Genomic DNA, 26,830 nt, shown 5'->3' on the forward strand with positions numbered 1-26,830 from the left:
CGGGGCTGAGTCGGTTAGCCGCCGCACCTTTTTGTTAAAAATATGTGAATACTTTTTTATAGTGTTGTCAGTATAAGAAGGGCTTTTTGCGCTACAATCAAAACATGTCAGAACGTGCACCAGGTGCACCTCGTTGTTTTAACTATAAATATGTCAATAAACATGAAGAATGATGAGCAGACGGAATACAAAACCGTTCGCGGTTTAACGCGCGGATTAATGTTATTAAATATGTTAAATAAACTCGATGGCGGGGCCAGCGTCAGCCTGCTGGCGGAGCTGAGCGGCCTGCATCGCACCACGGTGCGCAGGCTGCTGGAGACATTACAGGATGAGGGATACGTCCGGCGCAGCCGGTCTGACGACAGCTTCCGCTTAACCATTAAAGTGCGCCAGTTGAGCGAAGGATTTCGTGACGAACAGTGGATTTCTGCACTGGCGGCGCCGCTGCTGGGCGATCTCCTGCGCGAAGTGGTCTGGCCGACCGACGTGTCGACGCTGGACGTTGACGCGATGGTGGTACGGGAAACCACCCACCGCTTTAGCCGGCTGTCGTTTCACCGCGCGATGGTCGGGCGGCGCCTACCGCTGCTGAAAACCGCTTCTGGCCTGACCTGGCTGGCGTTTTGCCCGGAAAACGAGCGTCAGGCGCTGATAGCGATGCTGGCGGCGCGTCCGGGCGAAGAGTACCAACTGGCCCGCGAACCCCGCAGGCTGGACGCCATTCTTGCCCGCACCCGCCAGGCGGGCTACGGGCAAAATCATCGCGGCTGGGATGAAGAGGAGAAAATCGCCTCTATCGCCGTACCGCTGCGCAGCGAGCAGCGGGTGATTGGCTGTCTGAACCTAGTGTATATGGCCAGCGCGATGAGTATTGAGCAGGCGGCAGAGCGGCATCTTGCGGCGTTACAACAGGTGGCGCGACAAATTGAGGAAGCCGTAGAGTCTCAGGCGATTCTGGTGGCCGGACGGTGAAGCGGGTCACATTTTTACCTCGTCCCTGCGCCTGTTGACCGGATCGCGCGCGCTCATCCGGTAGGCCATCTGGCCCAATCTCATCGCTATTCGCCCATTTGCCCACATTTTTTCCTCGCGCCCTCTATTACGCTGTCTCCACTGACCCTCACGTGGAGTACCGATGATGAACATTACGCAAATTCGCAACGCCACCCAGTTGATTACGTTTGGCGGCAAAACATTTCTCATTGATCCGATGCTGGCGCCGAAAGGCGCGTGGCCGGGCTTTCCCGGCACCGCCCGCGCCGATATTCGCAACCCCACCGTGGAGCTTCCCTGCGATATCGACACGCTGTTACAGGCCGACGTGCTGATCGTCACCCATCTGCATGAAGACCATTGGGACGACGCCGCGTCCGCATGCGTGCCGAAGGATAAGCCGATTTATGTGCAAAACGAGCAGGATGCGCAGACGCTGCGCGAACAGGGTTTTACCGCGCTGACGGTGCTGACGGATGAGACCATTCTCGGGGCGATCACGCTGCGTAAAACCGGCGGCCAGCACGGCTCCGATCGTCTGTATGCCGTTCCCGAAATGGCGGCCCGGCTGGGCGAAGCCTGCGGGCTCATCTTGACCCATCCGCAGGAAAAAACGCTGTATCTGGTGGGCGATACCGTCTGGCGCGACGAGGTCGAAGCCAACATGATCCGCTATCAGCCTGATGTGGTGGTATTGAACGCCGGTTTCGCGCACGTCATCGGTTTTGGCCCGATCATCATGGGCGCGGAAGATGTGTTAAAAACCCATTTCACCCTACCGGACGCGCAGATCGTGGCAACGCATATGGAAGCCATCAATCACTGTCTGTTAACGCGCGCGGCGCTCAAAGACTACGCACGTGACAACCAGATTGCAGAATATGTGCATGTGCCGGAAGATGGGGAAACCCTGACGTTTTAACCGCCATCGAGGAAAACTATGCGCCCCGTTACCGTCGCCATTGTCGCCGTGGACGATTTCAGCCCATTTCACTTTTCTGTGCCCTGCATTCTGTTCGGGGAAAAGGTGGCAACGCAGAAGCGCTTTACGGTGAAGATCTGCGCCGAAATGCCGGGTACGGTCAACTCGCAGGACGGGTTTTCGTTGCACGCCGCCTACGGTTATGAGGCGCTCATCGACGCGGATATAGTGATGATCCCCTACTGGGGCGCCACCGCCCAGCGCCCTCCCCAGACGCTACTGGATACGCTGGTGCAGGCCCGGCAAAACGGCGCGCAAATTGTGGGCCTTTGTCTGGGGGCATTTGTTCTGGGCTATGCAGGCCTTCTGGACGGCAAACGCGCCGCCACGCACTGGGAATTTGAGCAGGATTTTCAGGCGCGTTTTCCGGCGGTGACACTTGATATCAATGCTTTGTATGTTGATGACGACGGGATCATCACCTCTGCGGGCACGGCGGCGGCTCTCGACTGCTGCCTGTATGTGATTCGCCAGCACTTTGGCAGCGTAGTGGCGAACCAAATCGCCCGGCGGATGATTGTTCCGCCACACCGTGAAGGCGGCCAGGCGCAATTTATCGCCCAGCCGGTGCCCAAAACCACGCGCGATGCGCGCATTAACGGACTGCTGGACTATTTGCGCCAGACAATCCGCGACCCCCATGACCTTGATTCGCTCGCCAGTCGGGTCATGATGAGTCGTCGCACGCTCACCCGTCATTTTATGAAGGCGACAGGGTGTAGCGTCGCCGAATGGCTGATCCGTGAACGCCTGCGCCTCAGCCAGACGCTGCTGGAATCCAGCCAATTGCCCATCGAGCGCATCGCCAGTGAAGTGGGTTTTCAGTCTGCTGTGACCTGGCGTCAGCATTTTAAATCCCACTTCGGCGTCAGCCCGGCTGAATGGCGAAAAACCTTTCGCGGTATGGCATGATAGCGCGCGGAAAACGTGGAAATCAGGGTGATGAATGTGAAACCGGTAACGCTTTACGATGTGGCAGACTATGCTGGCGTCTCTTATCAGACCGTCTCGCGGGTGGTGAATCAGGCCAGTCACGTCTCGGCGAGAACCCGCGAAAAAGTGGAAGCCGCCATGGCGGAGCTGAACTACATTCCTAACCGTGTCGCCCAACAGTTAGCCGGCAAACAGACGCAACTGATTGGCGTTGCCACCGCCAATCTGGCGCTGCACGCACCGTCGCAGATTGTCGCCGCCATTAAATCTCGCGCCGACCAGTCCGGGGCCAGCGTGGTAATTTCCATGGTAGAGCGCAGCGGCGTCGACGCCTGTAAAGCGGCGGTGCATAACCTGCTTGCGCAGCGGGTAAGTGGGCTTATCATCAACTATCCCCTCGACGAAGACGACGCCATTGCCGTTGCCGCCGCCTGTGGCAACGTGCCGGTACTGTTCCTTGACGTGTCGGACCAGTCGCCCATCAACAGCATTATTTTTTCCCACGACGACGGCGCGCGCCTCGGCGTGGAGCACCTGGTTCAGCACGGCCACCAGCGCATCGCCCTGCTGGCCGGACCGCAAACGTCGGTTTCCGCGCGCCTGCGTCTGGCGGGCTGGCATAAGCACCTCGCGCGTTATCAACTCCAGCCGGTGGCGCAGCAGGAAGGCGACTGGAGCGCGATGTCCGGTTATCTCCAGACCCAACGGATGCTTAACGCGGGGACGATCCCCGGCGCGATGCTGGTCGCCAACGATCAGATGGCGTTAGGCGCAATGCGCGCCATAAGCGAGTTCGGTCTGCGCGTGGCGACCGATATTTCCGTAATCGGCTATGACGATACCGAAGACAGCGCCTGCTACATTCCCCCCCTTACGACCATCAGGCAGGATTTCGCGCTGCTTGGACAAACCAGCGTCGACCGCCTGATCCAGCTTTCTCGCGGGGCATCAACCGGGGGCAATCAGTTGCTGCCGGTCACGTTGGCGGAGCGCAAAACCGTACAGCCACCTGGGACACAGGCCGCCTCTCCACAAGCGCTGGCCGACTCGCTCATGCAGCTGGCGCGTCAGGTCGCCCTGTTAACACGCTAAATCCTGCACACGAAAATGTGTGAGACAGTTCACTCATTAGCCTCAACAGACTTTACAGTTTTCTGGCTCTGCCCGTATGTTGTCTAAAATTGTGAGCGGATAACAATTCACGACAGGACATAGCCATGACATTGACCACGGATTCACTCGCCGCCGTACTGGCGCGCCGCGACTGGGAAAATCCCGGCGTAACCCAGCTTAACCGTCTGGAAGCCCACCCGCCATTTTCCAGCTGGCGTAGCGCCGAAGACGCCCGGGATAATACCCTTTCCCCCCAATTGCGCAGCCTCAACGGCGACTGGAAATTTGCCTGGTTCGCCTCGCCGGAGGCGGTGCCGGAAAGCTGGCGGCTAAACGATCCGGAAAATGCCGACACTATCCCCGTACCGTCAAACTGGCAAATGTACGGCTACGACGCACCAATTTATACCAACGTCACCTACCCAATTCCGGTCAATCCGCCCTACGTACCCGCAGAGAACGCCACAGGATGTTACTCGCTCACATTCGATATTGACGAGGCAGCACTCCACGACAGCCAGACGCGGATCATTTTCGACGGCGTCAATTCGGCCTTTCATCTCTGGTGCAACGGACGCTGGGTCGGCTACGGCCAGGACAGCCGTCTGCCTTCGGAATTCGATCTCAGCGATTTTCTGCGCGGCGGCGAGAACCGTCTGGCGGTGATGGTGCTGCGCTGGAGCGACGGCACATACCTGGAAGATCAGGACATGTGGCGCATGAGCGGTATCTTCCGCGACGTCAGCCTGCTAACCAAGCCCGCTACGCAAATCAGCGATCTGCGGATTTCCACCCGCTTTAATGATGATTTCAGCCGCGCCGAACTGGCCGCCGAAATCAGAATGCACGGTGAACTGCGCGACGATCTGCGCGTCACCGTGCAGTTGTGGGATGGCGAAGTCCTGGTCGGTGAACAGACGGCCCCCTTTGGCGGCGAAATTGTTGACGAGCGCGGCGCGTATCATGACCGCGTTACCCTGCGCCTGAAAGTCGATAACCCGTCGCTGTGGAGCGCCGAAACGCCGCATCTGTACCGCGCGGTTGCGCAGTTGCATACCGCTGACGGCGAACTGATTGAAGCCGAAGCCTGTGACGTCGGCTTTCGCCAGATCAGCATTGAAAACGGCCTGCTGTTGCTGAACGGCAAGCCGCTGCTGATTCGCGGTACAAATCGCCACGAACATCACCCGAAGCACGGTCAGGTAATGGACGAAGCGACGATGGTACAGGACATCATCCTGATGAAGCAGAACAATTTTAACGCCGTGCGCTGCTCCCATTACCCAAACCACCCGCTGTGGTACACGCTGTGCGACCGTTACGGCCTGTACGTCGTGGATGAGGCCAACATCGAAACCCACGGCATGGTGCCGATGAACCGCCTGACCGATGACCCAACCTGGCTTCCCGCCATGAGCCAGCGGGTGACGCGCATGGTACAACGCGACCGCAATCACCCGAGCATTATTATCTGGTCGCTGGGCAATGAGTCCGGGCATGGCGTCAACCACGACGCGCTGTACCGCTGGTTGAAATCGGAAGATCCGTCGCGCCCGGTGCAATATGAGGGCGGCGGCGCAGACAGCGCGGCGACGGATATTATCTGTCCGATGTATGCTCGCGTCGATCAGGATCAGCCGTTCCCGGCGGTGCCGAAATGGTCAATCAAAAAATGGCTGTCAATGCCGGGCGAGCAGCGTCCGCTGATCCTCTGCGAATACGCGCACGCAATGGGCAACAGCCTCGGCGGTTTCGCCAAATACTGGCAGGCGTTTCGGCAGTATCCGCGCCTGCAGGGGGGCTTTGTCTGGGACTGGGTCGATCAGTCGCTGATTAAATATGATGATGAAGGTAACCCATGGTCGGCCTACGGCGGCGACTTTGGCGACACGCCGAATGACCGCCAGTTCTGCATGGACGGTCTGGTGTTTGCCGACCGTATGCCGCATCCGTCACTGTACGAAGCCAAACACGCGCAGCAGTTTTTCCAGTTTACCCTGCTGCCCGGCGCGGAACGTAACATCGAGGTGACCAGCGAATATCTGTTCCGCCATAGCGACAATGAGATCCTGCACTGGTCCCTTGCCCTGGACGGTAACCCCATTGCAGCGGGGAACGTCGTGCTGGACATCGCCCCGCAGGGACGCCAGGTCATTACCCTTCCCGACGTTGCTGCCCCCAATGCAGCAGGCCAGCTATGGCTGACGGTGCGCGTAGAGCAGCCGCAGGCCACCGCGTGGGCGCCAGCCGGACACATCAGCGCCTGGCAGCAGTGGCCGCTGGCGGAAAAGCTGAGCGTGGCGATCTCCTCGCCTGTCGGTTGTGCGCCACGGCTTGAGGCGGGAGAGACGCATTATCTGGTCACGGTGAATCAACAACGCTGGCAGTTCTGCCGCCAGCAGGGTGTATTGACGCAGTACTGGATCGGCGAGGACGCGCAACTGCTGACCCCGCTTCGCGACCAGTTTACCCGCGCGCCGCTTGATAACGATATCGGCGTCAGCGAAGCCACGCGTATTGACCCGAACGCCTGGGTTGAACGCTGGAAAGCCGCCGGGCATTACCGCGCAGAAGCGATGCTGTTGCAGTGCGAAGCACAGACGCTCACCGACGCGGTGATCATCACTACCGCCCACGCCTGGCAGACCCAGGGGGAAACGCTGTTTATCAGCCGTAAAACCTGGCGCATTGACGGAGACGGCGAACTGACGATCACGGTGGATGTGGATGTCGCCCGCGGCACGCCACACCCGGCGCGCATCGGACTGACCTGCCAACTGGCCCAGGTGGCGGATCGCGTGAACTGGCTGGGATTAGGTCCGCATGAAAACTACCCGGACCGCCTCTCTGCCGCCTGCTTTGATCGCTGGGACCTGTCGCTCGACGACATGTATACGCCGTACGTTTTTCCGAGCGAAAACGGGCTGCGCTGCCACACCCGCGAACTGCGCTATGGCGCCCACTGCTGGCGCGGCGACTTCCAGTTCAATATCAGCCGCTACAGCCAGCAACAACTGATGAAGACCAGCCATCGCCATCTGTTGCAGGAAGAGGCCGGTACATGGCTGAACCTTGACGGCTTCCACATGGGCGTGGGCGGCGACGACTCCTGGAGCCCGTCGGTGTCGCCGGAATACCAGCTCAGCGCAGGTCGCTATCACTACCAGATCGTCTGGTGCCTGAAATAACAAAAAACGGGCAGGTTAACGCCTGCCCGATATTCGCATAAGGACGTTCACATGCATTATTTGAAAAATACTAACTTCTGGATGTTCGGCTTTTTCTTCTTCTTTTATTTTTTCATTATGGGTGCTTACTTCCCCTTTTTCCCGATCTGGTTACATGATATCAACCATATCAGCAAAGGCGATACCGGTATTATCTTCGCCTGCATCTCACTATTTTCACTCTTGTTCCAGCCCATTTTCGGCCTGCTCTCTGACAAGCTCGGCCTGCGCAAGCATCTGTTGTGGGTCATTACCGGTATGCTGGTGATGTTCGCGCCGTTCTTTATTTACGTTTTCGGCCCGCTATTGCAGGTCAATATTTTGCTCGGTTCGATTGTCGGCGGGATCTATCTGGGATTTATTTATAACGCCGGTGCGCCCGCCATTGAGGCCTACATAGAAAAAGCCAGTCGCCGCAGTCATTTTGAATTTGGCCGCGCGCGGATGTTCGGTTGCGTCGGCTGGGCGCTGTGCGCGTCGATTGCCGGCATTATGTTTACCATTAATAACCAGTTTGTCTTCTGGCTGGGCTCCGGCTGCGCGGTGATCCTGGCATTGCTGCTGTTCTTCTCGAAAACGGAAGCGCCCTCATCGGCAAAAGTGGCCGATGCGGTTGGCGCGAATCACTCGGCATTTAGCCTGAAACTGGCGCTGGAATTATTTAAACAGCCGAAGCTGTGGTTTCTGTCGCTGTATGTTGTCGGCGTGTCCTGTACCTACGATGTGTTTGACCAGCAGTTCGCTAACTTCTTTACCTCATTCTTTGCCACCGGCGAACAGGGTACCCGCGTGTTTGGCTACGTTACCACCATGGGTGAACTGCTGAACGCCAGTATTATGTTCTTTGCGCCGCTGATCGTGAACCGCATTGGCGGTAAAAACGCCCTGCTGCTGGCGGGCGCGATTATGTCGGTGCGGATCATCGGCTCGTCGTTTGCCTCTTCGGCGCTGGAAGTGGTGATCCTGAAAACCTTGCATATGTTTGAGATACCGTTCCTGATTGTCGGTTGTTTTAAATACATCACCAGTCAGTTTGAGGTACGCTTCTCTGCCACGATTTACCTGGTGTGCTTCTGCTTCTTTAAGCAACTGGCGATGATTTTCATGTCGGTTTTCGCCGGCAATATGTATGAAAGCATCGGTTTTCAGGGAGCATATCTGGTGCTCGGACTGATCGCGCTGAGCTTTACGTTGATTTCGGTATTTACCTTAAGTGGGCCGGGGCCGTTTACCCGCCATGTCAAACCTGTCTGTAAACAAGCATAAAACCCACCACAAGGATGAAATTTCACACATGACTATGCCAATGAGAGAAAGAATAAAAGCAGGCCAACTGTTTACAGATATGTGCGAAGGTTTGCCGGAAGAGAGATTGCGCGGAAAGGAATTGATGTATGAGTATAACCATTCGCGTCCGTCAGAAGTTGAAAAAAGGAAAGGCCTGATTAAATCCATGTTTGGCTCAACGGGAGAAAATGCATGGATAGAGCCGCCCATTTATTTTTCCTACGGTACCAACATCCATATCGGTGACAACTTTTATGCTAATTTCAATTTTACCATCGTAGACGACTATACCGTCACGATAGGCGATAACGTTCTGATTGCGCCAAATGTCACCCTCTCCGTGACCGGGCATCCTGTTCATCATGAATTGAGGCAAGCGGGAGAGATGTATTCCTTTCCGATCACAATTGGCAATAACGTCTGGATCGGCAGTAACGTGGTTATCAATCCAGGTATCACGATAGGAAATAACACCGTGATTGGCGCAGGTAGCGTGGTCACAAAAGACATTCCTTCAAATGTCGTTGCCGCAGGTGTTCCCTGTCGGGTTATCCGTGAAATAAACGACAGAGATAAAGAATATTATTATAAAGACCGCAAAGTAGAGCGTTCCCTTTGCCACCAGGCATGACGCCGGGCGCTCTACAACAATGCAGACCGTAGGCCCGGTCAGCTTGCGCCACCGGGCGCTACCGCTACTCCTCAATGATCTGGCGGATTTGCTGCAACGCGGCGGGATCGTCGAGGGTGGTGAGATCGCCGGGATCGCGACCTTCGCAGATGGCCTGGATCGTCCGGCGCAACATCTTACCGGAGCGCGTTTTCGGCAACTGCGAGACAAACCAGACGTGGGCGGGACGGCCAAAATTGCCAATCTGGCTGTCCACCAGCGCCATAATCGCTTTTTCTTCCGCCTGCGCCACATCACGATCGTCCAGGCTGTCGCTCTGTTTCGGGATAACAAACGCCACCGCCACCTGCCCTTTCAGCGCGTCTTTTACCCCCACGACCGCCACCTCGGCGACGTTAGGATAGCTGGAAATGCTCTCCTCTATCTCGCGGGTGCCAAGACGGTGGCCGGCAACATTTATCACGTCGTCGGTACGTCCGAGGATAAAGTAATAGCCGTCGGCGTCGCGAATGCCCCAGTCGAAGGTGGCATACACCTGACGGCTGAACAGCGACCAGTAGGTGTTAACAAACCGTTCATCGTCTCCCCAGATAGTCTGGATACAGCCCGGCGGCAGCGGCCCCTCAATCACCACCATCCCCTTTTCGTTCACGCCGCAGGGTTCGCCGGTCACTTCATTGAGTAACTGCACGTTATAACCGTACATCGGTACGCCCGGGCTACCGAGCCGCGACGGTCTGTCGTCAAGCTGACGGGCAAGCGCCATAATCGGCCAGCCGGACTCCGTCTGCCAGTAATTATCGATAACCGGCACCTCCAGCGTCTGGGTGACCCACGCGGCGGTGGGTTCATCCAGCGGTTCTCCGGCCAGATACAGCACCTCCAGCGAGGAGAGATCGTGATTGCGGATCTGGGCGGTTGGAAATTTCTTCAGTACGCGAATGGCGGTCGGCGCGGAAAACATCCGGTTCACCCGGTACTTCTCGACAATTTTCCACCACACCCCGCAGTCCGGGTACGTTGGCAGCCCTTCATAGACAATCGTCGCCATCCCCGCCAGCAGCGGCGCGTAAACGATATAAGAGTGACCGACAACCCAGCCGATATCCGACGCGCAAAAAAAGACGCCGCCCGCTTTGCCGCCAAAAATGGTGTCCATTGAGGTTGCCAGCGCCACCGCGTAGCCGCCGACGTCGCGCTGCACGCCTTTGGGTTTTCCCGTGGTGCCGGACGTGTAAAGAATGCAGGAGGTCTCGTTAGATTCCAGCCACGCTACCGGCACCCGCGCGCCTGCGTGTTGCTGACGCAGGGCGGCATAATCAAGATCGCGTCCGGCCACCCGCGCCATTTTCGCCAGCCCACGGTCCACCAACAACACGTGCTTCGGCTGATGCTGCGCCTGCGCGATGGCGTCGTCGAGCAGCTTTTTATACGGCAGGATCTTTCCTCCGCGCGCCCCGGCATCCGCCGAGACGATCAGCACCGGTCTGGCATCGTCAATTCTCGCCGCCACACTGTGTGAGGCAAAACCGCCGAATACGACCGAATGAATCGCCCCAATGCGTGCGCAGGCCAGCAGCGTCACGTGCGCCTCGGCAATCATCGGCATATACACCAGCACCCGATCGCCGCGCCGGACGCCCAGCGACAGCAGCATCGACGCCACTACGTTCACTTCGTCATACAACTGGCTGAAGGTGTAGGTGCGCTCCTCTTCGGTTTCGGAAGAGACGGCGATCAGCGCCAGCGCGTCCGGCTGTTTGTCCAGCCAGCGATCGATGGCGTTGTAACACAGATTGGTGGTGCCGCCGCAGAACCAGCGGGCAAACGGCGGGCGGCTATGATCCAGCGTCCGGGTAAACGGCGTCTGCCAGTCGATGCGCTTTGCCTGCTCTGCCCAGAACAATTCCGGTTGCGTAATCGAACGCTGATAAAATTCGCGAAAAGACATGAGGCTCTCCTGTTGAACTTATGCCCTATTGCTATCTGTTTCAGATAACGAACAAGTCGAGGTACTCGTTAACCGGCATCTGCTCCAGACGGGTTCGGTCCAGGGAGGCTTCCAGAATGCGCTGCTGCTGGCGGGCCGGGAACTGACGCGCCAGGTTGATTTTGAATTTTTCGATAAGCTTTGGAATGCCGTCGGCGCGACGGCGGGCGTGGCCGATAGGGTAATCCACCACCACTTCATCAAACGCCGTACCGTCGGTGAACGCCACGGTGATGGCATTGGCGATGGCGCGTTTTTCCGGATCGTGATAGTCGGCGGTAAACTGCGGGTCTTCAAAACAGCTTATCTTCTCACGCAGAGCGTCGATGCGTTTATCCTGCGCCACGCCATCTTCATAATCCGCCGCCGTTAAACGTCCGAACAACAGTGGGATGGCAACCATGTACTGAATGCAGTGGTCGCGATCCGCCGGGTTATTCAGCGGGCCTTTCTTGTCGATGATGCGAATGCAGGCTTCGTGAGTGCGAATGGTCACCTTCTCAATATCCGCCGCAGTTTTACCCGCCGCCTGCATCTGCGCATGCAGGGTCATCGCCGCTTCTACCGCGGTCTGCGAATGGAACTCCGCCGGGAAGGAGATTTTAAACAGCACATTTTCCATCACGTAAGAGCCATAGGGGCGCTGGAAGCGGAATGTTTCGCCTTTGAACGAGACGTCGTAGAACCCCCATGTTTTCGCCGTCAGCGCTGACGGATACCCCATCTCGCCGGTTTTTGCCATCAGCGCCAGGCGTACCGCGCGGGAAGTGGCGTCGCCTGCCGCCCAGGACTTCCGCGTGCCGGTGTTCGGCGCATGGCGATAAGTTCGCAGCGACTGGCCGTCGACCCACGCCAGCGATACCGCGTTCAGGATTTCGTCCCGGGTCAGCCCCAGCATTTCCGCCACCACGGCGGTGGACGCCACTTTCACCAGCAGCACGTGATCCAGGCCGACGCGGTTAAAGGCGTTCTCCAGCGCGATGCAGCCCTGAATCTCGTGAGCTTTGATCATCCCGCTCAGCACCTGCTTCATGGTCAGCGGCGCTTTGCCTGCCGCCACCGCGTTACGTGACAGCCAGTCCGCCGTCGCCAGGATGCCGCCGAGGTTATCAGAAGGGTGCCCCCATTCGGCGGCAAGCCAGGTATCGTTAAAGTCGAGCCAGCGGATCATCGCGCCGATGTTAAACGCCGCCTGAACCGGATCGAGCTGAAACTGTGTGCCCGGCACGCGCACGCCGTTTGGCACGAGAGTACCGGGGACAATCGGCCCCATAAGTTTTTTGCACGCCGGATAGTCCAGCGCTTCGAGACCACAGCCGAGCGTATCCAGCAGGCAGTAATGCGCGGTGTCATACGCCACTGTTGAGGTGATGTCATAATTCATCACGTAATCGACGATATCAACGATTTCGCGGTCAAATTCCGGGCGGACGTTTAGTTCTTGTACGGACATAAAAGCGTTCCTGCATATTAGGGTCAGAGGGAGTGAATCAGCAACGTTGGTCTAACGAGACGAACGGACGATCTTCCGGTCCGGTATAGTTGGCGGAAGGTCGGATAATTTTGTTGTCCTGACGCTGTTCGATGATGTGCGCCGCCCAGCCGGTGACGCGGGCGATAACAAACAGCGGAGTGAACATTTCGGTGGGAACGCCCATCATGTTGTAAGACACCGCCGAGAACCAGTCAAGGTTGGGGAACATCTTTTTGGTTTCCCACATCACCGTTTCCAGACGATCGGCGATGTTGTACATCTTCAGCGAGCCGCCTTCTTCAGAAAGCTGCTTCGCCACCTGCTTAATGACCTGATGACGCGGATCGGCCAGGGTATAAACCGGGTGCCCAAAGCCAATCACCACCTCTTTGTTTTCCACACGTTTGCGGATATCGGCTTCCGCTTCGTCCGGCGTTTCGTAGCGCTGCTGGATCTCGAGCGACACTTCGTTTGCTCCGCCGTGCTTCGGCCCGCGCAGTGCGCCTATCGCGCCGATAATGGCCGAATAGACGTCCGACCCGGTGCCCGCAATGACCCGGCTGGTGAAGGTGGAGGCGTTGAATTCGTGCTCGGCGTAAAGCACCAGCGAAATGTGCATCGCTTTTTCCCAGCTTTTTGACGGTTTCTCGCCGTGTAGCAGATGCAAAAAGTGGCCGCCGATGGAGTCGTCGTCGGTTTCTGGCTGGATGCGCTCACCGTTGTGGCTGTAGTGGTACCAGTAGAGAAGAACAGAGCTGAGCGACGCTAACAGCTTGTCGGCGATATCCCGCGCCCCGGAGACGGTGTGGCCCTCTTTTTCTGGCAGGGTACAGCCCAACGCCGAGACGCCGGTGCGCATGACATCCATCGGATGCGACGCGGCGGGCAGCGCTTCCAGTACGGTGCGCACGTTGGCCGGTAATCCTCGCAGCGCTTTCAGTTTGATTTTATACGCGTGAAGCTCGTCACGGGTCGGTAATTTGCCGTGGATCAGCAGATGGGCGACCTCTTCGAATTCGCAGTGCCGGGCGAGGTCCAGTATGTCGTAACCGCGATAATGAAGATCGTTGCCGCTTTTGCCGACGGTGCACAGCGCGGTATTGCCTGCCGGTACGCCGGACAGCGCAACGGATTTTTTCGGCTTAATGACATGTGTGTTGTTTTGCAGGATCGTCGAGTCTGTCATGTTGTCCTCGTCATTATTGTAATGTGCAGGATAGTGAGGTCTGGGCGAAGCGTTACTTCCGGTTCAGCGCGTCCAGCGCCTCCTCGTACTGGTAGTAATTGATGCTCTCGTACAGCTCGTTGCGGGTTTGCATCATGTCGATGACGCTTTTTTGCGTTCCTTCCTGACGCAGCACGTTATAGACCTGTTCCGCCGCGCGGTTCATCGCGCGAAACGCCGACAGCGGGTACAGCGCCATCGCCACGTGGGCGCTGCGCAGTTCATCGGTGGTAAACAACGGCGTCGCGCCGAATTCGGTGATGTTGGCGAGGATCGGCACATTGACCGCGTCGGCAAACTGTCGGTACATGGCAAGCTCGGTGATCGCCTCCGGAAACAGCATGTCGGCCCCCGCGTCAACGTAGGCCTGCGCGCGATCTATCGCCGCGTCCAGGCCCTCTACCGCCAGGGCGTCGGTGCGCGCCATGATCACAAAGTCGGGATCGGTTCGGGCATCCACCGCCGCGCGAATGCGATCCACCATCTCCTCTTTCGAGACGATCGCTTTGTTCGGTCGGTGACCACAGCGCTTAGCGCCGATCTGATCTTCAATGTGTAACGCCGCCGCGCCGGCTTTGATCATTGACCTTACGGTGCGGGCCACGTTAAAAGCCGACGCGCCAAAACCGATGTCGGCATCCACCAGCAGCGGCAGCGGGCAGACGTCGGTGATGCGACGAATGTCGGTCAGCACGTCGTCAAGCGTTGAGATCCCGAGATCCGGCAACCCCAGCGATCCTGCCGCCACGCCGCCGCCGGAAAGGTAAATCGCCTGGTAGCCTGCGCGCTGTGCCAGCAGAGCGTGGTTAGCGTTAATGGCGCCGACTATCTGAAGCGGGTTTTCTTGCGTAAGGGCCGCGCGAAATGCCTGACCCGGCGAGTGTCGTGACATATTTTATCCTTTGTTATCAAGTTGTGAACATCGTTACTCTCCACAAAGCAAAGGCTATGCCAGGTGCCGCACCCGATTAAGAAAAATAAAAAACACTGATATGACAATACGATAGATAAACCCCGCTGGCAGATAGCGAAAAAAAGCGTGTCAGCTAACGTTTCATAAAATGTTCCGCGTTGTTTCATTGCAACATAATTGAAACACGACTAAACCCATTATTCGGTCTCTTCACGTTTAGGTTTGCTATGACAGCTTCGCCTCTCCCTCCACGGATCAATGACGACAAACCGGTCATCTGGACCGTCTCGGTGACACGGCTGTTCGACCTGTTTCGCGACATCAGCCTCGAGTTCGATCATCTGGCGACCATCACCCCTATTCAGCTTGGCTTTGAAAAAGCGGTAACCTACATTCGCAAAAAGCTGGCGACCGAACGCTGCGACGCCATCATCGCCGCAGGCTCTAACGGCGCGTACCTGAAAAGCCGTCTCTCTGTTCCAGTGATCCTGATTAAACCGAGCGGTTTTGACGTACTGCACGCGCTGGCGAAAGCGGGAAAACTGACCGCCTCGATCGGTGTGGTGACGTATCAGGAGACGCTGCCGGCGCTTATCGCCTTTCAGAAAACATTTGGTCTGCAGCTGGAACAGCGCAGCTACGTCACCGAAGAGGACGCGCGCGGGCAGATAAACGAACTCAAGGCTAACGGCATTGAGGCGGTGGTCGGCGCGGGGCTCATTACCGATCTCGCCGAGGAAGCCGGTATGACGGCGATTTTTATCTATTCTGCGGCCACAGTGCGCCAGGGATTCAGCGATGCGCTGGATCTGACGCGAATGACCGCCCGCGTAACAGCCTCTTACGCGTCCGATCGGGCGCTGCGTACCCGCTATGCCCTGGAGGATATCCGTGGCGCGTCCGGACAAATGGAACAGGTGCGTCAGACCATCATGCTCTACGCCCGCTCCCGCGCCGCGGTGCTGATTCAGGGTGAAACCGGCACCGGCAAAGAGCTGGCCGCACAGGCCATTCATCGCGAAAGCGGCGTACACGCGGGGTCTCGCAGCGACATCGCCTCCCGTCCGTTTGTCGCTGTGAACTGCGGTGCGATTACGGAATCGTTGCTGGAAGCAGAACTGTTCGGCTACGAGGAGGGCGCTTTTACCGGCTCCCGACGCGGGGGGCGCGCCGGACTGTTCGAAATCGCCCACGGCGGAACGCTGTTTCTGGACGAGATAGGCGAGATGCCATTGCCCCTGCAAACCCGTCTGCTGCGCGTACTGGAAGAAAAAGAGGTGACCCGGGTGGGCGGTCATCATCCTCTCCCCATCGATGTGCGGGTGATCAGCGCCACCCACTGCAATCTGGAAGAGGCAATGAAACACGGTCAGTTCCGCCGAGATCTCTTTTACCGCCTGAGCATTCTGCGCCTCGCTCTGCCTGCGCTGCGCGATCGCCCTGGCGATATCGCTGCGTTGGCTGAGGGGTTTTTAAAACAGTCGCTGGCAGCCCTGAACGTCCCGTTTACCGATACCGTCCGCAGCGGTCTGGCGCAAAGCGCAGCCGTTCTGGTGACCTACCCGTGGCCGGGGAATATCCGCGAGCTGCGCAATATGATGGAGCGTCTGGCGCTGTTTTTAAGCGTCGACCCCATGCCGACGCTGGATGCGGATTTATTACAGCGCCTGCTGCCGGAACTGTCAGAACGTGACGAAGCCGTGTCTCCATCCACACGACTGACGGCCAGAGAAGCGCTCGACCGCTTCAATGGCGATAAATCCGCCGCGGCTCAGTTTCTTGGTATAAGCCGCACGACATTCTGGCGGCGGTTAAAACAGTAATCCCCCGTTTCAGAATGTTCACTTTTATCGGAACTGACGTCTTTATTGATAACCAACGGATGCCAAAATATATTCTTACATCCGTCATCAGATTATTCGGCAAGCAAAAAACATTTAATTGATAATAATCCTAAAAGCACAAACAAATTTCTCAAATATGTCACTGATTAAAAATTGACATTTATCAAGCAATATTTAAAAAGCGCGCTTACAAAGCGTAAAATTAATGATGTCACTACGTGATTACACAAGGGTCAAATGATGAATATTTTAATATTATCCAACTACCTTTGAGTAATTTCACTTACCGCAACCCTGTACCATCCCTTTGTTTTACCTTGTTTTCCAGCATAGTAAACACATCCCCGGCATGAAGGGAAACATTAAGCATCATAACGAAAGACGGTGAGATTGCGGTTCCCGGTACTGTCTGTATGACGCAATTAATTGTTTAAATCTATCAATGTTAAGCGAGAGTAATAAATAAACGATTGAAACTTTTTGACTGACAGCGAATAGTTAAAAGGCAGGAACGCAAACATATAAGCAATCTATTAATGCCCGTTATTACAGACAGGCATTTTTGCTTATCACTTCTTTTATTTTAAAACTTACGGACGAGTGATCATGAAAAAACACGCGTTATATTTTCGTTCTTCTTTGTTATCTCTCGCAATTTCAGCGGCGCTGGCCTCAACCGCAGCGGCAAATACTATCAATGCGCTGACCTTTCCCTCCCCTTCCGACGATAATGCCATTATTACGATTAATAACGATAATAATGTCTTACTCTCGGCATCTGAAAATACAGACCCGGGCTGGGATCGCTTTGGCTCCCTGCGGGTGGGTGAAAATAGCGACGGCTCGCTGATCATTGACAATCGGGCGATTACCACCGACGCCGGGATGATTGGCAACAATGCAACGGGCAGCGTCACACTCCAGAGCGGCGCTACCTGGACACTGAAAGGGCTAAATCTGGTGCTGGGAACCCACGACGGTTCCGGTACGCTTGTGGTTAACAGCGGCAGTCGCGTCAGCGGGATTAACGAACTGCGGATCGGCGAATACGCCGCACAGGCCTCTGGAGAAGTGAACATCGACGGAGCCGGTTCGTCTGTATCGTCCAACTGGGCGGTGGTGGGCGATCAGGGAAAAGGCAAACTGACTATCACCAACGGCGGCTCGCTTACCCTCAGTGAACACATGAACATTGGCTATGTGGGCAATACCCTGAACTCAAACCGCGAAGGCGCTGGCGAAACGCGGGTCGACGGCGCAAATTCACAGCTGAATGTCGCCCAGGGCATCTATCTTGGCGGGTTTACCACTACGCCTAATGACGCCACCGGCAGTCTGACCGTCAGCAATGGCGCGACGATCAACTCCGGCACGCTTATCTGGTTGGCGGTGGGCGAAGGCAGCACCGGTATCCTGAACATTGGCGGCGCGCAGGGAGAAACCGAACAGGCGGCAGGCTCAATTAACGTTCCACGAATTCATCTTGGGAATACCGACGGCGTCAGCACGGCGGTGCTCAACCTTAACCATAACAGCGATGATTTCGTGCTTGGCGCCAACATTACCGGCACCGGCGAGGTGAATCATCTCGGTTCGGGAACGTCCACCCTGACCGGTGCGAGCAATTACCGGGGCAATACCCACGTCGCCAGTGGGACACTGCGTGCCGGAGCGGTTAACACGCTGAGCGCGAACTCGGACTACCTTGTCGACAGCGGCGCCAGTCTCGATCTGAATGGTTACTCTCAAACGGTCAACTCGCTGGTGCTTGACGGAAACGCGACGCTGTCGGCTGACACACCGTCTGACGGTACGTTTACGCCCACCACGTTGACCATTAATGGCGATTACGCCAGCAACAACGGGCTACTGTCCCTCCGTACCGCATTGGGTGATGATCTTTCCGCGACCGACAAACTGGTGGTAAAAGGCGATACCTCAGGCACGACGCGCGTGAGCATCGTTAACGCAGGCGGCAGCGGCGCGGAAACAATTGAAGGCATCCAGGTCGTCAATGTTGAAGGCACGTCGGCCGGCAGCTTTGTGAAAGAAGGCCGTATTGTCGCGGGCGCGTATGATTATGATCTGACGAAACGGGATAACCAGAACTGGTATTTGACCAGCCTGGCCTCCGTGGCGCCACAACCCCCCGTCCCACCGGTGGACCCCGAAGAACCTGAACAGCCGGAAGAACCCGATGTTCCGGTGCCACCTGCGCCGGAAGGCACGCATCAGTATCGCCCGGAAACGGGTAGCTATCTGGCGAACGCACTTGCCGCCAATACGCTGTTTAACACTCGCCTGCACGATCGTTTGGGCGAGACGCAATACACCGACCTGTTAACCGGTGAAAAGAAAGTGACCAGCCTGTGGATGCGACACGTTGGCGGTCATCAGCGCTTTAAAGACAGCTCCGGCCAGATCAGCACCCAAAGTAACCGCTACGTGATCCAGCTTGGCGGCGACATTGCCCAATGGAGCAGTGACGGCCAGGATCGCTGGCACCTGGGCCTGATGGGCGGTTACGCGAACAGTAAGAGCCGCAGTCACGCCAGTCTCACGGGCTACTCGTCACGCGGCGAGATCAGCGGATATAGCGCTGGCGTTTATGGCACATGGTACGCCAATGACGCCGACAAAACTGGCGCCTATCTGGACGCATGGGTGCTCTATAACTGGTTTGAAAATACCGTATCCGGACAGGGACTGGCGTCAGAGAAATATGATTCCGATGGGATCACCGCTTCGCTGGAAACAGGCTATACCTTCAGCCTCGGCGCCAGTCGCGATGGGCGTACCCGTTACTGGTTGCAGCCAAAAGCCCAGCTTACCTGGATGGATGTGCAGGCGGACAATCACACCGAGAAAAACGGGACCCGGGTGGTCGATGAAACGGATGGCAACCTGCAAACGCGCCTGGGCATTAAAGCTTTTATGCAGGGCCATAATGCCATCGATGACGGTAAAACGCGCACCTTCCAGCCGTTTGTGGAAGCGAACTGGATCTACAACAGCCAGAACTATGGCGTGAAGATGGACGATATTCGCAGTGAAGTGAAAGGCACGCGCAATATCGGCGAGCTGAAAGTGGGTGTGGAAGGGCAACTCAACGCTCGCCTGCAACTGTGGGGTAACGTCGCTCAGCAGGTAGGCGACAAGGGTTACAGCGATACGCAAGGCATGTTGGGGTTGAAATACACATTCTGACAGACGCGCCACCCGCGGCAACGCGGGTGGTTTTTCTCTTCCCTTCTCTCTTTGTGATCCCCCTCGCATCGCCATCCGTCGGTGAAAAATAGGATGACATCAGATCGTTCATTTGACAGAAGCGTGGTGTATGGACCCTTTACATGCCGTATTTCTTACCGTCAGCCTGTTTGTCCTGACCTTTTTTAATCCCGGCGCGAATCTCTTTGTCGTGGTGCAGACCAGCCTCGCTTCCGGACGGCGCGCCGGAGTGCTTACCGGACTTGGCGTCGCCGCTGGCGATGCGCTTTATTCGGGGCTGGGACTGTTTGGCATGGCAACATTAATCACGCAATGCGAGGCGCTGTTTTCGCTGATAAAAATTGGCGGCGGCGCCTATCTGCTGTGGTTTGCATGGAACAGCCTGCGCCGCCAGGTCACACCGCAAATGAGCCCGCTCGCGCAGCCGGTGGCGGCGCCGTGGACGGTCTTTTTCCGTCGCGGTTTGCTGACCGATTTATCAAATCCGCAGACGGTGTTGTTTTTTATCAGTATTTTCTCCGTCACGCTCAGCGCGGATACGCCGACATGGGCGCGGATGATGGCCTGGGCGGGCATCGTGCTTTCTTCCATTATCTGGCGCGTCTTCCTCAGCCAGGCCTTTTCGTTACCCGCGGTCCGTCGCGCGTATGGGCGGATCCAGCGCGTCGCCAGCAAAATTATTGGCGCAATTATCGGTTTGTTTGCCCTGCGCTTGATTTACGAAGGCATAACCCATCGCTAATCTTTTGTGCTCAGGAACGAAAGCCCGCAGAGGTCATCAGCACTCTGAACAGCGCGCCGACCGCCGTCAGCAGCAGAACGCTGGCGCACCAGATGGCGATCAGCCATACCACGCGGTGGGACCATTTTTTGATTTTCGCCATCAGTGATATCCCTCTCCGTGGCGGATTTTTCCGCGGAACACGTAGTAGCTCCAGAAGGTGTACGCCAGGATCACCGGGATGATGATCAGCGCACCTACCAGCATAAAGCCCTGGCTTTGCGGCGGCGCGGCAGCTTCATGCAGGGTGATCCCCGGTGGAATAATATACGGCCAGATGCTGATCCCGAGCCCGCTGAAACCGAGGAAAATCAGCCCCAGGGTCAGCAGAAACGCGCGGGCATGAAAGTCCGGTCGATACAGACTGCGCCACAGCCACAGGCTGAAGACGATGACCAGCAGCGGAACCGGCAGGAAATAGTACAGATTCGGCAGCGAGAACCAGCGTTCGGCAATCGCGCTCTGCGTCAGCGGCGTCCACAGGCTGACCACCACCATCACCAGCAACAGGACGATCAACAGCGGACGGGCCAACTGCCGCATCCGGCTTTGCAGCGGATCTTCGCTTTTCATGATAAGCCAGGTCGCGCCCAGTAATGCATAGGTGATGACCAGGCCGAGGCCGCAGAACAGGTTAAACGGCGTCAACCAGTCCAGTTGCGAGCCGCTGAAGGCGCGTCCACTGACCTGAAAACCGCTGACCACCGCGCCGACCACGATCCCCTGGCAGAAGGTCGCCAGTATCGATCCGACAATAAACGACTTATCCCAGAAGGCGCGATGTGATTCCGTGGCCTTGAAGCGGAACTCAAAGGCCACGCCACGGAAAATCAGCCCGAGCAGCATCAGCAGCAGCGGAATAGTGAGCGCATCGGCAATCACCGCGTAGGCCAGCGGGAACGCGCCGAACAGTCCCGCGCCGCCCATCACCAGCCAGGTTTCGTTACCGTCCCAGACCGGCGCGACCGAGTTTACCATCACGTCGCGGTCATGCTTATCGCGAATAAACGGAAACAGAATGCCAATCCCGAGGTCGAAGCCGTCCATGACGATATACATCAGGGTGGCGAAGACGATGATGGCAAACCAGATTACAGACAGATCGAGCGTCATCAGCGTTTCTCCTGATCGAGCGGTTCACCCACCGCGGAGATGGGACGTGCCGGGCGGCCATCGGTTTCAGAGGTCGGTTCCTCCAGCGGTTGCGGTCCCTTTTGGATCAGGCGGATCATATAGAGATAGCCGACGCCAAACACCAGCGAGTAAACCACAAAGAACGCCAACAGGCTGATGCTCATCTGTAGCGTGCTGTGCGCCGATACCGCGTCACGGGTACGCAACAGGCCGTAAACCACCCACGGCTGTCGCCCAACTTCGGTAGTCACCCAGCCCGCGAGGATCGCGATCAGCCCTGATGGCCCCATCCACAGCGCGAAATGCATAAAAGGGCGGGAGTGATATAACCGGTTTTTGTAGCGCAGCCACAGGCTGGCGAGTCCCAGCAGAATCATCAGCACCCCCATCCCCACCATCAGACGAAACGACCAGAACACGATGGTTGAGTTGGGGCGCTCATCTTTTGGATAATCCTTCAGGGCGGGTACCTGCTTGTCGAGACTGTGGGTCAGAATCAGGCTGCCTAACGCGGGGATCTCCAGCGCATAGCGGGTTTCTTCCGCGTCCATATCCGGCCAGCCCACCAGCGTCAGCGGCGTGGGTTCGCCCGGCGTGTTTTCCCAGTGTCCTTCAATGGCGGCGATTTTCACCGGCTGATGCTCAAGGGTATTCAGACCATGCATATCGCCAATCAGCGCCTGCACCGGTGCCACCAGCATCGCCATCCACAGCGCCATGGAAAACATTTTGCGGATTGCGGGTGTATCGTTGCCCTTCAGCAGATGCCAGGCCGCCGAAGCGCCGACAAACATTGCGCTACTCAGAAACGCCGCCACCGACATGTGCAGCAGGCGGTAAGGGAATGACGGGTTAAAGATAACGGCGAACCAGTCCACCGGCACCACCTGACCGTTAATGACCTCGAAACCCTGCGGCGTGTGCATCCAGCTGTTGGACGCGAGGATCCAGAAGGTGGACATCAACGTGCCCAGCGCCACCATGCAGGTGGAGAAAAAGTGCAGGCCCGGCCCGACTTTGTTCCAGCCGAAGAGCATCACCCCCAGAAAACCGGCTTCCAGGAAGAAAGCCGTCAGCACTTCGTAGGTCAGCAATGGGCCGGTTATACTGCCGGCAAACTGCGAAAAACCACTCCAGTTGGTACCGAACTGGTAAGCCATCACCAGACCGGAAACCACCCCCATGCCGAAATTCACTGCAAAGACTTTAACCCAGAACTGATATAACGAACGCCAGACCGGATTATTTGTTTTTAACCAAAGTCCTTCCAGTACAGCCAGATAGCTGGCTAAGCCAATAGTGATAGCCGGGAAAATAATATGAAACGAAACGGTAAAGGCAAACTGGATTCTTGCCAGCAAAAACGCATCAATATCCATATTTTCTCCCGTTTATATGACGATACCTGCGCATAGAGACAACGACATCCAATAATTAAACGTTAAGCGAAGCGTAAAAATACTCCCCCACGTTAAAACAGGGGGGAGAGATTCACCCGGTCAGGATTTTTTCTTTGGGGTGCTGTCTGGCTTATCGCCGGATTCCGGGGCTTCGGAAGGATCATCTTTTTCGACAGCGAAACGGTTAAGGTGATAAAGCATAGTGCCTCCTTCGGTTATTTTCGCGCGATGCAAATATCACCAATCGTTACCGTTTAAATAGACTTCGGCAACGCTCAGGATATTTTCCTCGCACCATCATTTATTGCCTGTTAACAAGCCTGTCTGACCATTAAGAATAGACGCTAAGCCCCGATATTCAAGGCAAGAAAATAGCGAAGCGAGGGAAAGGAAATAGTGTCAGTGGGAATTTGAGATTTTCGGATAAAAGCCGGATGGCGGCGGTGAACTGCGCCTCATCCGGCTTACATGATTGTTTACAGGCCCGGTCGCGCAGCGCCACCGGGCCGTTCCGTTAAAACGACGCTTTAATGCCAATCATCGCCGAGGTGTCGCTGTAGCCTTTATCGCCAATCTGCTGGCCGACGTTGCCCCACAGGGAGACGTTCTTCGTCAGCTGGCCTTCTACACCGGCCTTCAGCTCGCCGATATTGCGGGTGCCGTCCAGATCCACATTGTCACCGTTCATCGACACGCCAAAGTCCTTGCTGTTGTGGATCCAGTTCGCTTCAACAAACGGCTGGAAGGTGCGGTCTTTGCCGTCATCCAGTTTGTTGTGGCCCTTGCCGAACAGACGCACACCAATGCGGGTCTGCACGTTGCCGTCGCCGTGACCTTCCACGCGGGTGCCGTTGGCTTCGCGGTGTTCGTCCGCCTTCACGCCCATCCAGGTGACCTGCGCTTTCGGCTGGATGTACAGCGCGTTACGCTCGCTGATGTCCGCCAGTTTCCAGGTGTAGCCGGATTCCACCGACGCGGTGAAGCCTTTTGAGTCGTACTCTTCGGATTCGACGCCACGACCGGAAACGGTGTTGTCAAACCAGCTGTACTGCGCCCAGGTGTCAACATACGCGCCTTCGTGGGTTTCGTTGTCCTGTAACCAGGTGCCGTACAGACCGACGCTGTAACCGCTGATGCGACTGTCGGCGCGGTTGCCGTTACGCTGGTTTTCCGCCCGTGCCTTCTGGTTGGCATAGCCCGCCATCAGACCAAGGTGGAAACGGTCAGTGTTGTCGGAAGACCACTGGGCGATGTCGCCGCCAAGCTGCATCACATAGCGGTTGGCCTGCATCTCCAGCTGGCCGCTGCTGTCCTGCTGGCGGGTGTGGCCACCGACGTTGCGCAGCCACAGGCTGGTCACCGCTTTCTCACCGGTCAGGGCGTCGACGTAATGGGTTTCGCCCAGACGGTCGTGCAGACGGGTGTTAAACATCGTGTTCGCCGCCTGCAGGTTCATGCCGTACAGACCTGCTTCCGGACGCACCGCGTGCTCGCGCGGTCTCTGCGGTTCAGGTTGCGTCGGCGCTTGCGGAGTCAGCGGATCTACCGGGTCCACTGGCTCAGTCGGATCAACCGGTTCCGGCTGTGGTTCCGGCGTCAGCGCGCTGGTCAGATACCAGTTTTTCTCATTCTGCCCTTCCCCACGTTGCAGGGTGTAGTCATACGCCCCCGCCACGATACGCCCGTTCTGAGTAAACACACCGTCAGAATTTCCCGCCACGCTGATAAGCTCAATACCGTCAGTGGTCAGGCCGCCTGCGCCACCCGCGTTCAGCACCGTCACGTTCGTGTTACCGGAGGTGTTGCCCTGCACAACCAGCTTATCGGTTGCAGAGGTATCATCGCCCAGTTGGGTATTCATCACGAGATTACCGTTGACGCCGGTATAGTCGCCGTTCACCGTGAGGGTTTTAAACGTCGCCGCGTCGCGGGTCAGCGAACGGGTCGTCGCGCTGGCCGGCATAAAGGTCAGCGTCGAATCGTTCAGCGACAGGTTGGTCAGCTGCGAGTCTTTGGTCATATTCCAGACCGATTGCTCCGCCAGCGACAGGTTGCTCACCGCATCGTCAGTGGTTGCTGCGCCGCCATCAAAACGGGACTGGTTAATCGCGGTGATATCAATCGTCGCAGCATCTTTTGCCTCCAGCGTCCCGACAATATGGACTTTCTGCGGATTGATGGTCACGCGGGAGTCGGCATTTTCAGCCAGGATCGCGACAGCATCCGGGTCGTTGTAATTCACCCCCATCCGCACCTCGCCATTCAGGGTGATTTCGCCGCCCTTATCCGCATGGAGATAATTCCAGCTCCCGCTGCGGGTGGCGTCGACAACGTCAATATCCAGACTGCCGTTAACGGCGATTTTCCCTGCGGCTAACGCCTGATCCATCGAGGCATACAGCCCGGTGCCCGTTGTCTGCTGATGCCCTTTCGCATCAAAAGTGATACTCAGATCGTTGCCGGTATAGACCGTCGAGCCCATTGAGTCGACGCCATCAAGCACCGTCTGATCCGCGCCTGCGTTAAGTCGCATCGTGGTGGTGCCGACGGTAGTGACAGCGGCATCCACATCGACGCCCGGAAAACCGTCTGACAGCCAGATACCGGACGCCACGCCGCCGACGGCGTTGACGGTGACGTCAAGGACTGTATCGCCAAGCGCTTCAACTTTGCCGCCGTTCGCGCTAATCCCGTCAGCAAACTGATCGGCTACCGAGGTCACGGTCGCATTCTGATAGCGAATAAGCGAACGGGCACTCTCTTCCATCGCTTCGGAAATGATCCCGCCAGCATACCCCGTCCCCTTACTGTTGAGGATAACGTTCTCAGCTTCAATGCGGGTGCCATATTTTGCATACACGCCGAAAGCATTGCTGTTTGCCCCGGTCACCGTGGTATTCACGGTGGTATTACCGCTTAAGAGAATGGAACCATTGTTTTTCGCGCCATAAATCCCGGCGATCCCTTTATCATCACGCTTATGGCTCATGTTAACCGTTAAATCATCAGCAACGATCTGCGCCTGTTGCGCATTCAGGGGGGCGCTGATGTTTTCTTCAGTCATAATCGTGACCGCAGACATAAAATCATAATCAGCGTCAAGCGGCAGATCCGGTCTGCCGGGTACGGTTCCGGGAATATAATCACCAATAATATGATTCACGGTAGAGCCGGAACCTAAGTTGATAGTGCCGCTGTTAACCAGCAGGATCGTCCCGCTGGCCAGCATGAAATCACCCGTTTCAAACTCCCCACGGCCATCCACAGTCCTCGTACCGCCAGGGTTGTTAACAGTCACGCTGCCGTTATTGGCCACGGAGATAGTGTTATGTTCACCCGAAGTGCTGATGATGTTATATGTTCCACCGTCAGCAAGCTCCCCGCTTCCGGTAATCACGCCATCTCTGTCATAAAGCTCAGCATGGGCATAGTTTGTCATCAACATGCTGCTGACAAGGAGCGCTGTTGTGGTTAATTTAAATTGTTTCATATCGGTATCCGTAACAGACATCGCGGCGCTAAGACGTATTGCGTGCAATAACGCCATGGCCGATGTGCAATTCCTGGGTTAAACAAAAGTGAAAAAACGCCGGTTATTCCGGGAGTGGTCTTTGCTGGTGCTCACGGTGGCTTCTGTCCGCCATTTTCCACCTGCACAGCAACAGGACAAAT

General features: G+C 56.7%; 19 protein-coding genes. 10 read left to right on the forward strand and 9 right to left on the reverse strand.

Translation table 11 applies throughout. The features are described from left to right. The first annotated feature begins 162 nt into the window (after nucleotides 1-162). The 7 genes from CSE01S_RS07110 to lacA all read left to right on the forward strand — a co-directional run bounded on the left by CSE01S_RS07110 (nucleotide 163) and on the right by lacA (nucleotide 9,169). On the forward strand, nucleotides 163-975 hold the full coding sequence (locus CSE01S_RS07110) for a DNA-binding transcriptional regulator (protein WP_072014967.1): 813 nt from the start codon (nucleotides 163-165) through the stop codon (nucleotides 973-975). Between the two features lie 166 nt (nucleotides 976-1,141). Next, the gene (locus CSE01S_RS07115; RefSeq protein WP_042286214.1) at nucleotides 1,142-1,918 is read left to right on the forward strand and encodes an MBL fold metallo-hydrolase; all 777 of its coding nucleotides are present in this window, start codon (nucleotides 1,142-1,144) and stop codon (nucleotides 1,916-1,918) included. Between the two features lie 18 nt (nucleotides 1,919-1,936). Then, entirely contained in the window at nucleotides 1,937-2,890 is a 954-nt protein-coding gene (locus CSE01S_RS07120) for a GlxA family transcriptional regulator (RefSeq protein WP_042286107.1), read from the forward strand. 27 nt (nucleotides 2,891-2,917) lie between these two features. Continuing rightward, nucleotides 2,918-4,003, forward strand: a complete 1,086-nt coding sequence (locus tag CSE01S_RS07125; RefSeq protein ID WP_148365376.1) for a LacI family DNA-binding transcriptional regulator — start codon at nucleotides 2,918-2,920, stop codon at nucleotides 4,001-4,003. A 125-nt stretch (nucleotides 4,004-4,128) separates the two neighbouring features. Continuing rightward, nucleotides 4,129-7,212: a beta-galactosidase gene (locus CSE01S_RS07130; protein WP_042286108.1), complete on the forward strand. Its 3,084-nt coding sequence runs from the start codon at nucleotides 4,129-4,131 to the stop codon at nucleotides 7,210-7,212. A 51-nt stretch (nucleotides 7,213-7,263) separates the two neighbouring features. Then, the gene (locus CSE01S_RS07135; RefSeq protein ID WP_042286109.1) at nucleotides 7,264-8,517 is read left to right on the forward strand and encodes an MFS transporter; all 1,254 of its coding nucleotides are present in this window, start codon (nucleotides 7,264-7,266) and stop codon (nucleotides 8,515-8,517) included. A 28-nt stretch (nucleotides 8,518-8,545) separates the two neighbouring features. Beyond that, nucleotides 8,546-9,169, forward strand: a complete 624-nt coding sequence (gene lacA / locus CSE01S_RS07140) for a galactoside O-acetyltransferase (protein WP_042286111.1) — start codon at nucleotides 8,546-8,548, stop codon at nucleotides 9,167-9,169. 64 nt (nucleotides 9,170-9,233) lie between these two features. Here lacA and prpE read toward each other — a convergent pair whose 3' ends face one another. From prpE to prpB, 4 genes are read right to left on the reverse strand one after another with little or no spacing between them, the layout of a single operon-like run. Next, complete coding sequence (gene prpE, locus CSE01S_RS07145; protein WP_042286113.1) at nucleotides 9,234-11,120, reverse strand: propionate--CoA ligase; 1,887 nt, start codon at nucleotides 11,118-11,120, stop codon at nucleotides 9,234-9,236. A 40-nt stretch (nucleotides 11,121-11,160) separates the two neighbouring features. Then, a complete protein-coding gene (locus CSE01S_RS07150) occupies nucleotides 11,161-12,612 on the reverse strand; it encodes a bifunctional 2-methylcitrate dehydratase/aconitate hydratase (protein WP_042286115.1) in 1,452 nt (483 codons plus the stop codon). 37 nt (nucleotides 12,613-12,649) lie between these two features. Beyond that, a complete protein-coding gene (prpC, locus tag CSE01S_RS07155; RefSeq protein WP_042286116.1) occupies nucleotides 12,650-13,819 on the reverse strand; it encodes a bifunctional 2-methylcitrate synthase/citrate synthase in 1,170 nt (389 codons plus the stop codon). A 52-nt stretch (nucleotides 13,820-13,871) separates the two neighbouring features. Beyond that, entirely contained in the window at nucleotides 13,872-14,750 is an 879-nt protein-coding gene (gene prpB, locus CSE01S_RS07160; protein WP_042286117.1) for a methylisocitrate lyase, read from the reverse strand. 248 nt (nucleotides 14,751-14,998) lie between these two features. Here prpB and prpR point away from each other — a divergent pair, with 248 nt between their 5' ends. The 3 genes from prpR (at nucleotide 14,999) to CSE01S_RS07175 (ending at nucleotide 20,585) form a co-directional block, all read left to right on the forward strand. Continuing rightward, nucleotides 14,999-16,594, forward strand: coding sequence for a propionate catabolism operon regulatory protein PrpR (gene prpR, locus CSE01S_RS07165; RefSeq protein ID WP_042286118.1), 1,596 nt, complete (start codon nucleotides 14,999-15,001; stop codon nucleotides 16,592-16,594). 627 nt (nucleotides 16,595-17,221) lie between these two features. Then, the gene (locus tag CSE01S_RS07170) at nucleotides 17,222-19,822 is read left to right on the forward strand and encodes an autotransporter outer membrane beta-barrel domain-containing protein (protein WP_052406278.1); all 2,601 of its coding nucleotides are present in this window, start codon (nucleotides 17,222-17,224) and stop codon (nucleotides 19,820-19,822) included. Nucleotides 19,823-19,952: 130 nt separating this feature from the next. Next, nucleotides 19,953-20,585: a LysE family transporter gene (locus tag CSE01S_RS07175; RefSeq protein ID WP_042286119.1), complete on the forward strand. Its 633-nt coding sequence runs from the start codon at nucleotides 19,953-19,955 to the stop codon at nucleotides 20,583-20,585. Nucleotides 20,586-20,595: 10 nt separating this feature from the next. Here CSE01S_RS07175 and CSE01S_RS07180 read toward each other — a convergent pair whose 3' ends face one another. The 5 genes from CSE01S_RS07180 to CSE01S_RS23600 all read right to left on the reverse strand — a co-directional run bounded on the left by CSE01S_RS07180 (nucleotide 20,596) and on the right by CSE01S_RS23600 (nucleotide 26,648). Beyond that, entirely contained in the window at nucleotides 20,596-20,727 is a 132-nt protein-coding gene (locus CSE01S_RS07180) for a DUF2474 domain-containing protein (protein ID WP_042286120.1), read from the reverse strand. After that, on the reverse strand, nucleotides 20,727-21,737 hold the full coding sequence (cydB, locus tag CSE01S_RS07185; protein ID WP_042286122.1) for a cytochrome d ubiquinol oxidase subunit II: 1,011 nt from the start codon (nucleotides 21,735-21,737) through the stop codon (nucleotides 20,727-20,729). Before cydB ends, CSE01S_RS07180 begins: the two co-directional genes overlap by 1 nt. Next, nucleotides 21,737-23,137 (reverse strand): cytochrome ubiquinol oxidase subunit I, encoded by a 1,401-nt coding sequence (locus CSE01S_RS07190; RefSeq protein ID WP_042286123.1) that lies wholly within the window; start codon nucleotides 23,135-23,137, stop codon nucleotides 21,737-21,739. Before CSE01S_RS07190 ends, cydB begins: the two co-directional genes overlap by 1 nt. A 120-nt stretch (nucleotides 23,138-23,257) precedes the next feature. Beyond that, entirely contained in the window at nucleotides 23,258-23,359 is a 102-nt protein-coding gene (ssaA, locus tag CSE01S_RS22715) for a small effector SsaA (protein ID WP_042286124.1), read from the reverse strand. A gap of 313 nt (nucleotides 23,360-23,672) precedes the next feature. Beyond that, nucleotides 23,673-26,648 (reverse strand): autotransporter outer membrane beta-barrel domain-containing protein, encoded by a 2,976-nt coding sequence (locus CSE01S_RS23600; protein WP_233422692.1) that lies wholly within the window; start codon nucleotides 26,646-26,648, stop codon nucleotides 23,673-23,675. Between the last annotated feature and the right edge of the window lie 182 nt (nucleotides 26,649-26,830).

The sequence above is a fragment of the Citrobacter sedlakii NBRC 105722 genome (genome assembly GCF_000759835.1).
Lineage (GTDB): Bacteria > Pseudomonadota > Gammaproteobacteria > Enterobacterales > Enterobacteriaceae > Citrobacter_A > Citrobacter_A sedlakii.

Bases quoted from the DNA above. Each gene is read 5' to 3' on its own strand.
- CSE01S_RS07110 (WP_072014967.1), top strand. From the start codon at position 163: ATGAAGAATGATGAGCAGACGGAATACAAAACCGTTCGCGGTTTAACG.
- CSE01S_RS07115 (WP_042286214.1), top strand. From the start codon at position 1,142: ATGAACATTACGCAAATTCGCAACGCCACCCAGTTGATTACGTTTGGC.
- CSE01S_RS07120 (WP_042286107.1), top strand. From the start codon at position 1,937: ATGCGCCCCGTTACCGTCGCCATTGTCGCCGTGGACGATTTCAGCCCA.
- CSE01S_RS07130 (WP_042286108.1), top strand. From the start codon at position 4,129: ATGACATTGACCACGGATTCACTCGCCGCCGTACTGGCGCGCCGCGAC.
- CSE01S_RS07135 (WP_042286109.1), top strand. From the start codon at position 7,264: ATGCATTATTTGAAAAATACTAACTTCTGGATGTTCGGCTTTTTCTTC.
- lacA (WP_042286111.1), top strand. From the start codon at position 8,546: ATGACTATGCCAATGAGAGAAAGAATAAAAGCAGGCCAACTGTTTACA.
- prpE (WP_042286113.1), bottom strand. From the start codon at position 11,120: ATGTCTTTTCGCGAATTTTATCAGCGTTCGATTACGCAACCGGAATTG.
- CSE01S_RS07150 (WP_042286115.1), bottom strand. From the start codon at position 12,612: ATGTCCGTACAAGAACTAAACGTCCGCCCGGAATTTGACCGCGAAATC.
- prpC (WP_042286116.1), bottom strand. From the start codon at position 13,819: ATGACAGACTCGACGATCCTGCAAAACAACACACATGTCATTAAGCCG.
- prpB (WP_042286117.1), bottom strand. From the start codon at position 14,750: ATGTCACGACACTCGCCGGGTCAGGCATTTCGCGCGGCCCTTACGCAA.
- prpR (WP_042286118.1), top strand. From the start codon at position 14,999: ATGACAGCTTCGCCTCTCCCTCCACGGATCAATGACGACAAACCGGTC.
- CSE01S_RS07170 (WP_052406278.1), top strand. From the start codon at position 17,222: ATGAAAAAACACGCGTTATATTTTCGTTCTTCTTTGTTATCTCTCGCA.
- CSE01S_RS07175 (WP_042286119.1), top strand. From the start codon at position 19,953: ATGGACCCTTTACATGCCGTATTTCTTACCGTCAGCCTGTTTGTCCTG.
- CSE01S_RS07180 (WP_042286120.1), bottom strand. From the start codon at position 20,727: ATGGCGAAAATCAAAAAATGGTCCCACCGCGTGGTATGGCTGATCGCC.
- cydB (WP_042286122.1), bottom strand. From the start codon at position 21,737: ATGACGCTCGATCTGTCTGTAATCTGGTTTGCCATCATCGTCTTCGCC.
- CSE01S_RS07190 (WP_042286123.1), bottom strand. From the start codon at position 23,137: ATGGATATTGATGCGTTTTTGCTGGCAAGAATCCAGTTTGCCTTTACC.
- ssaA (WP_042286124.1), bottom strand. From the start codon at position 23,359: ATGCTTTATCACCTTAACCGTTTCGCTGTCGAAAAAGATGATCCTTCC.
- CSE01S_RS23600 (WP_233422692.1), bottom strand. From the start codon at position 26,648: ATGAAACAATTTAAATTAACCACAACAGCGCTCCTTGTCAGCAGCATG.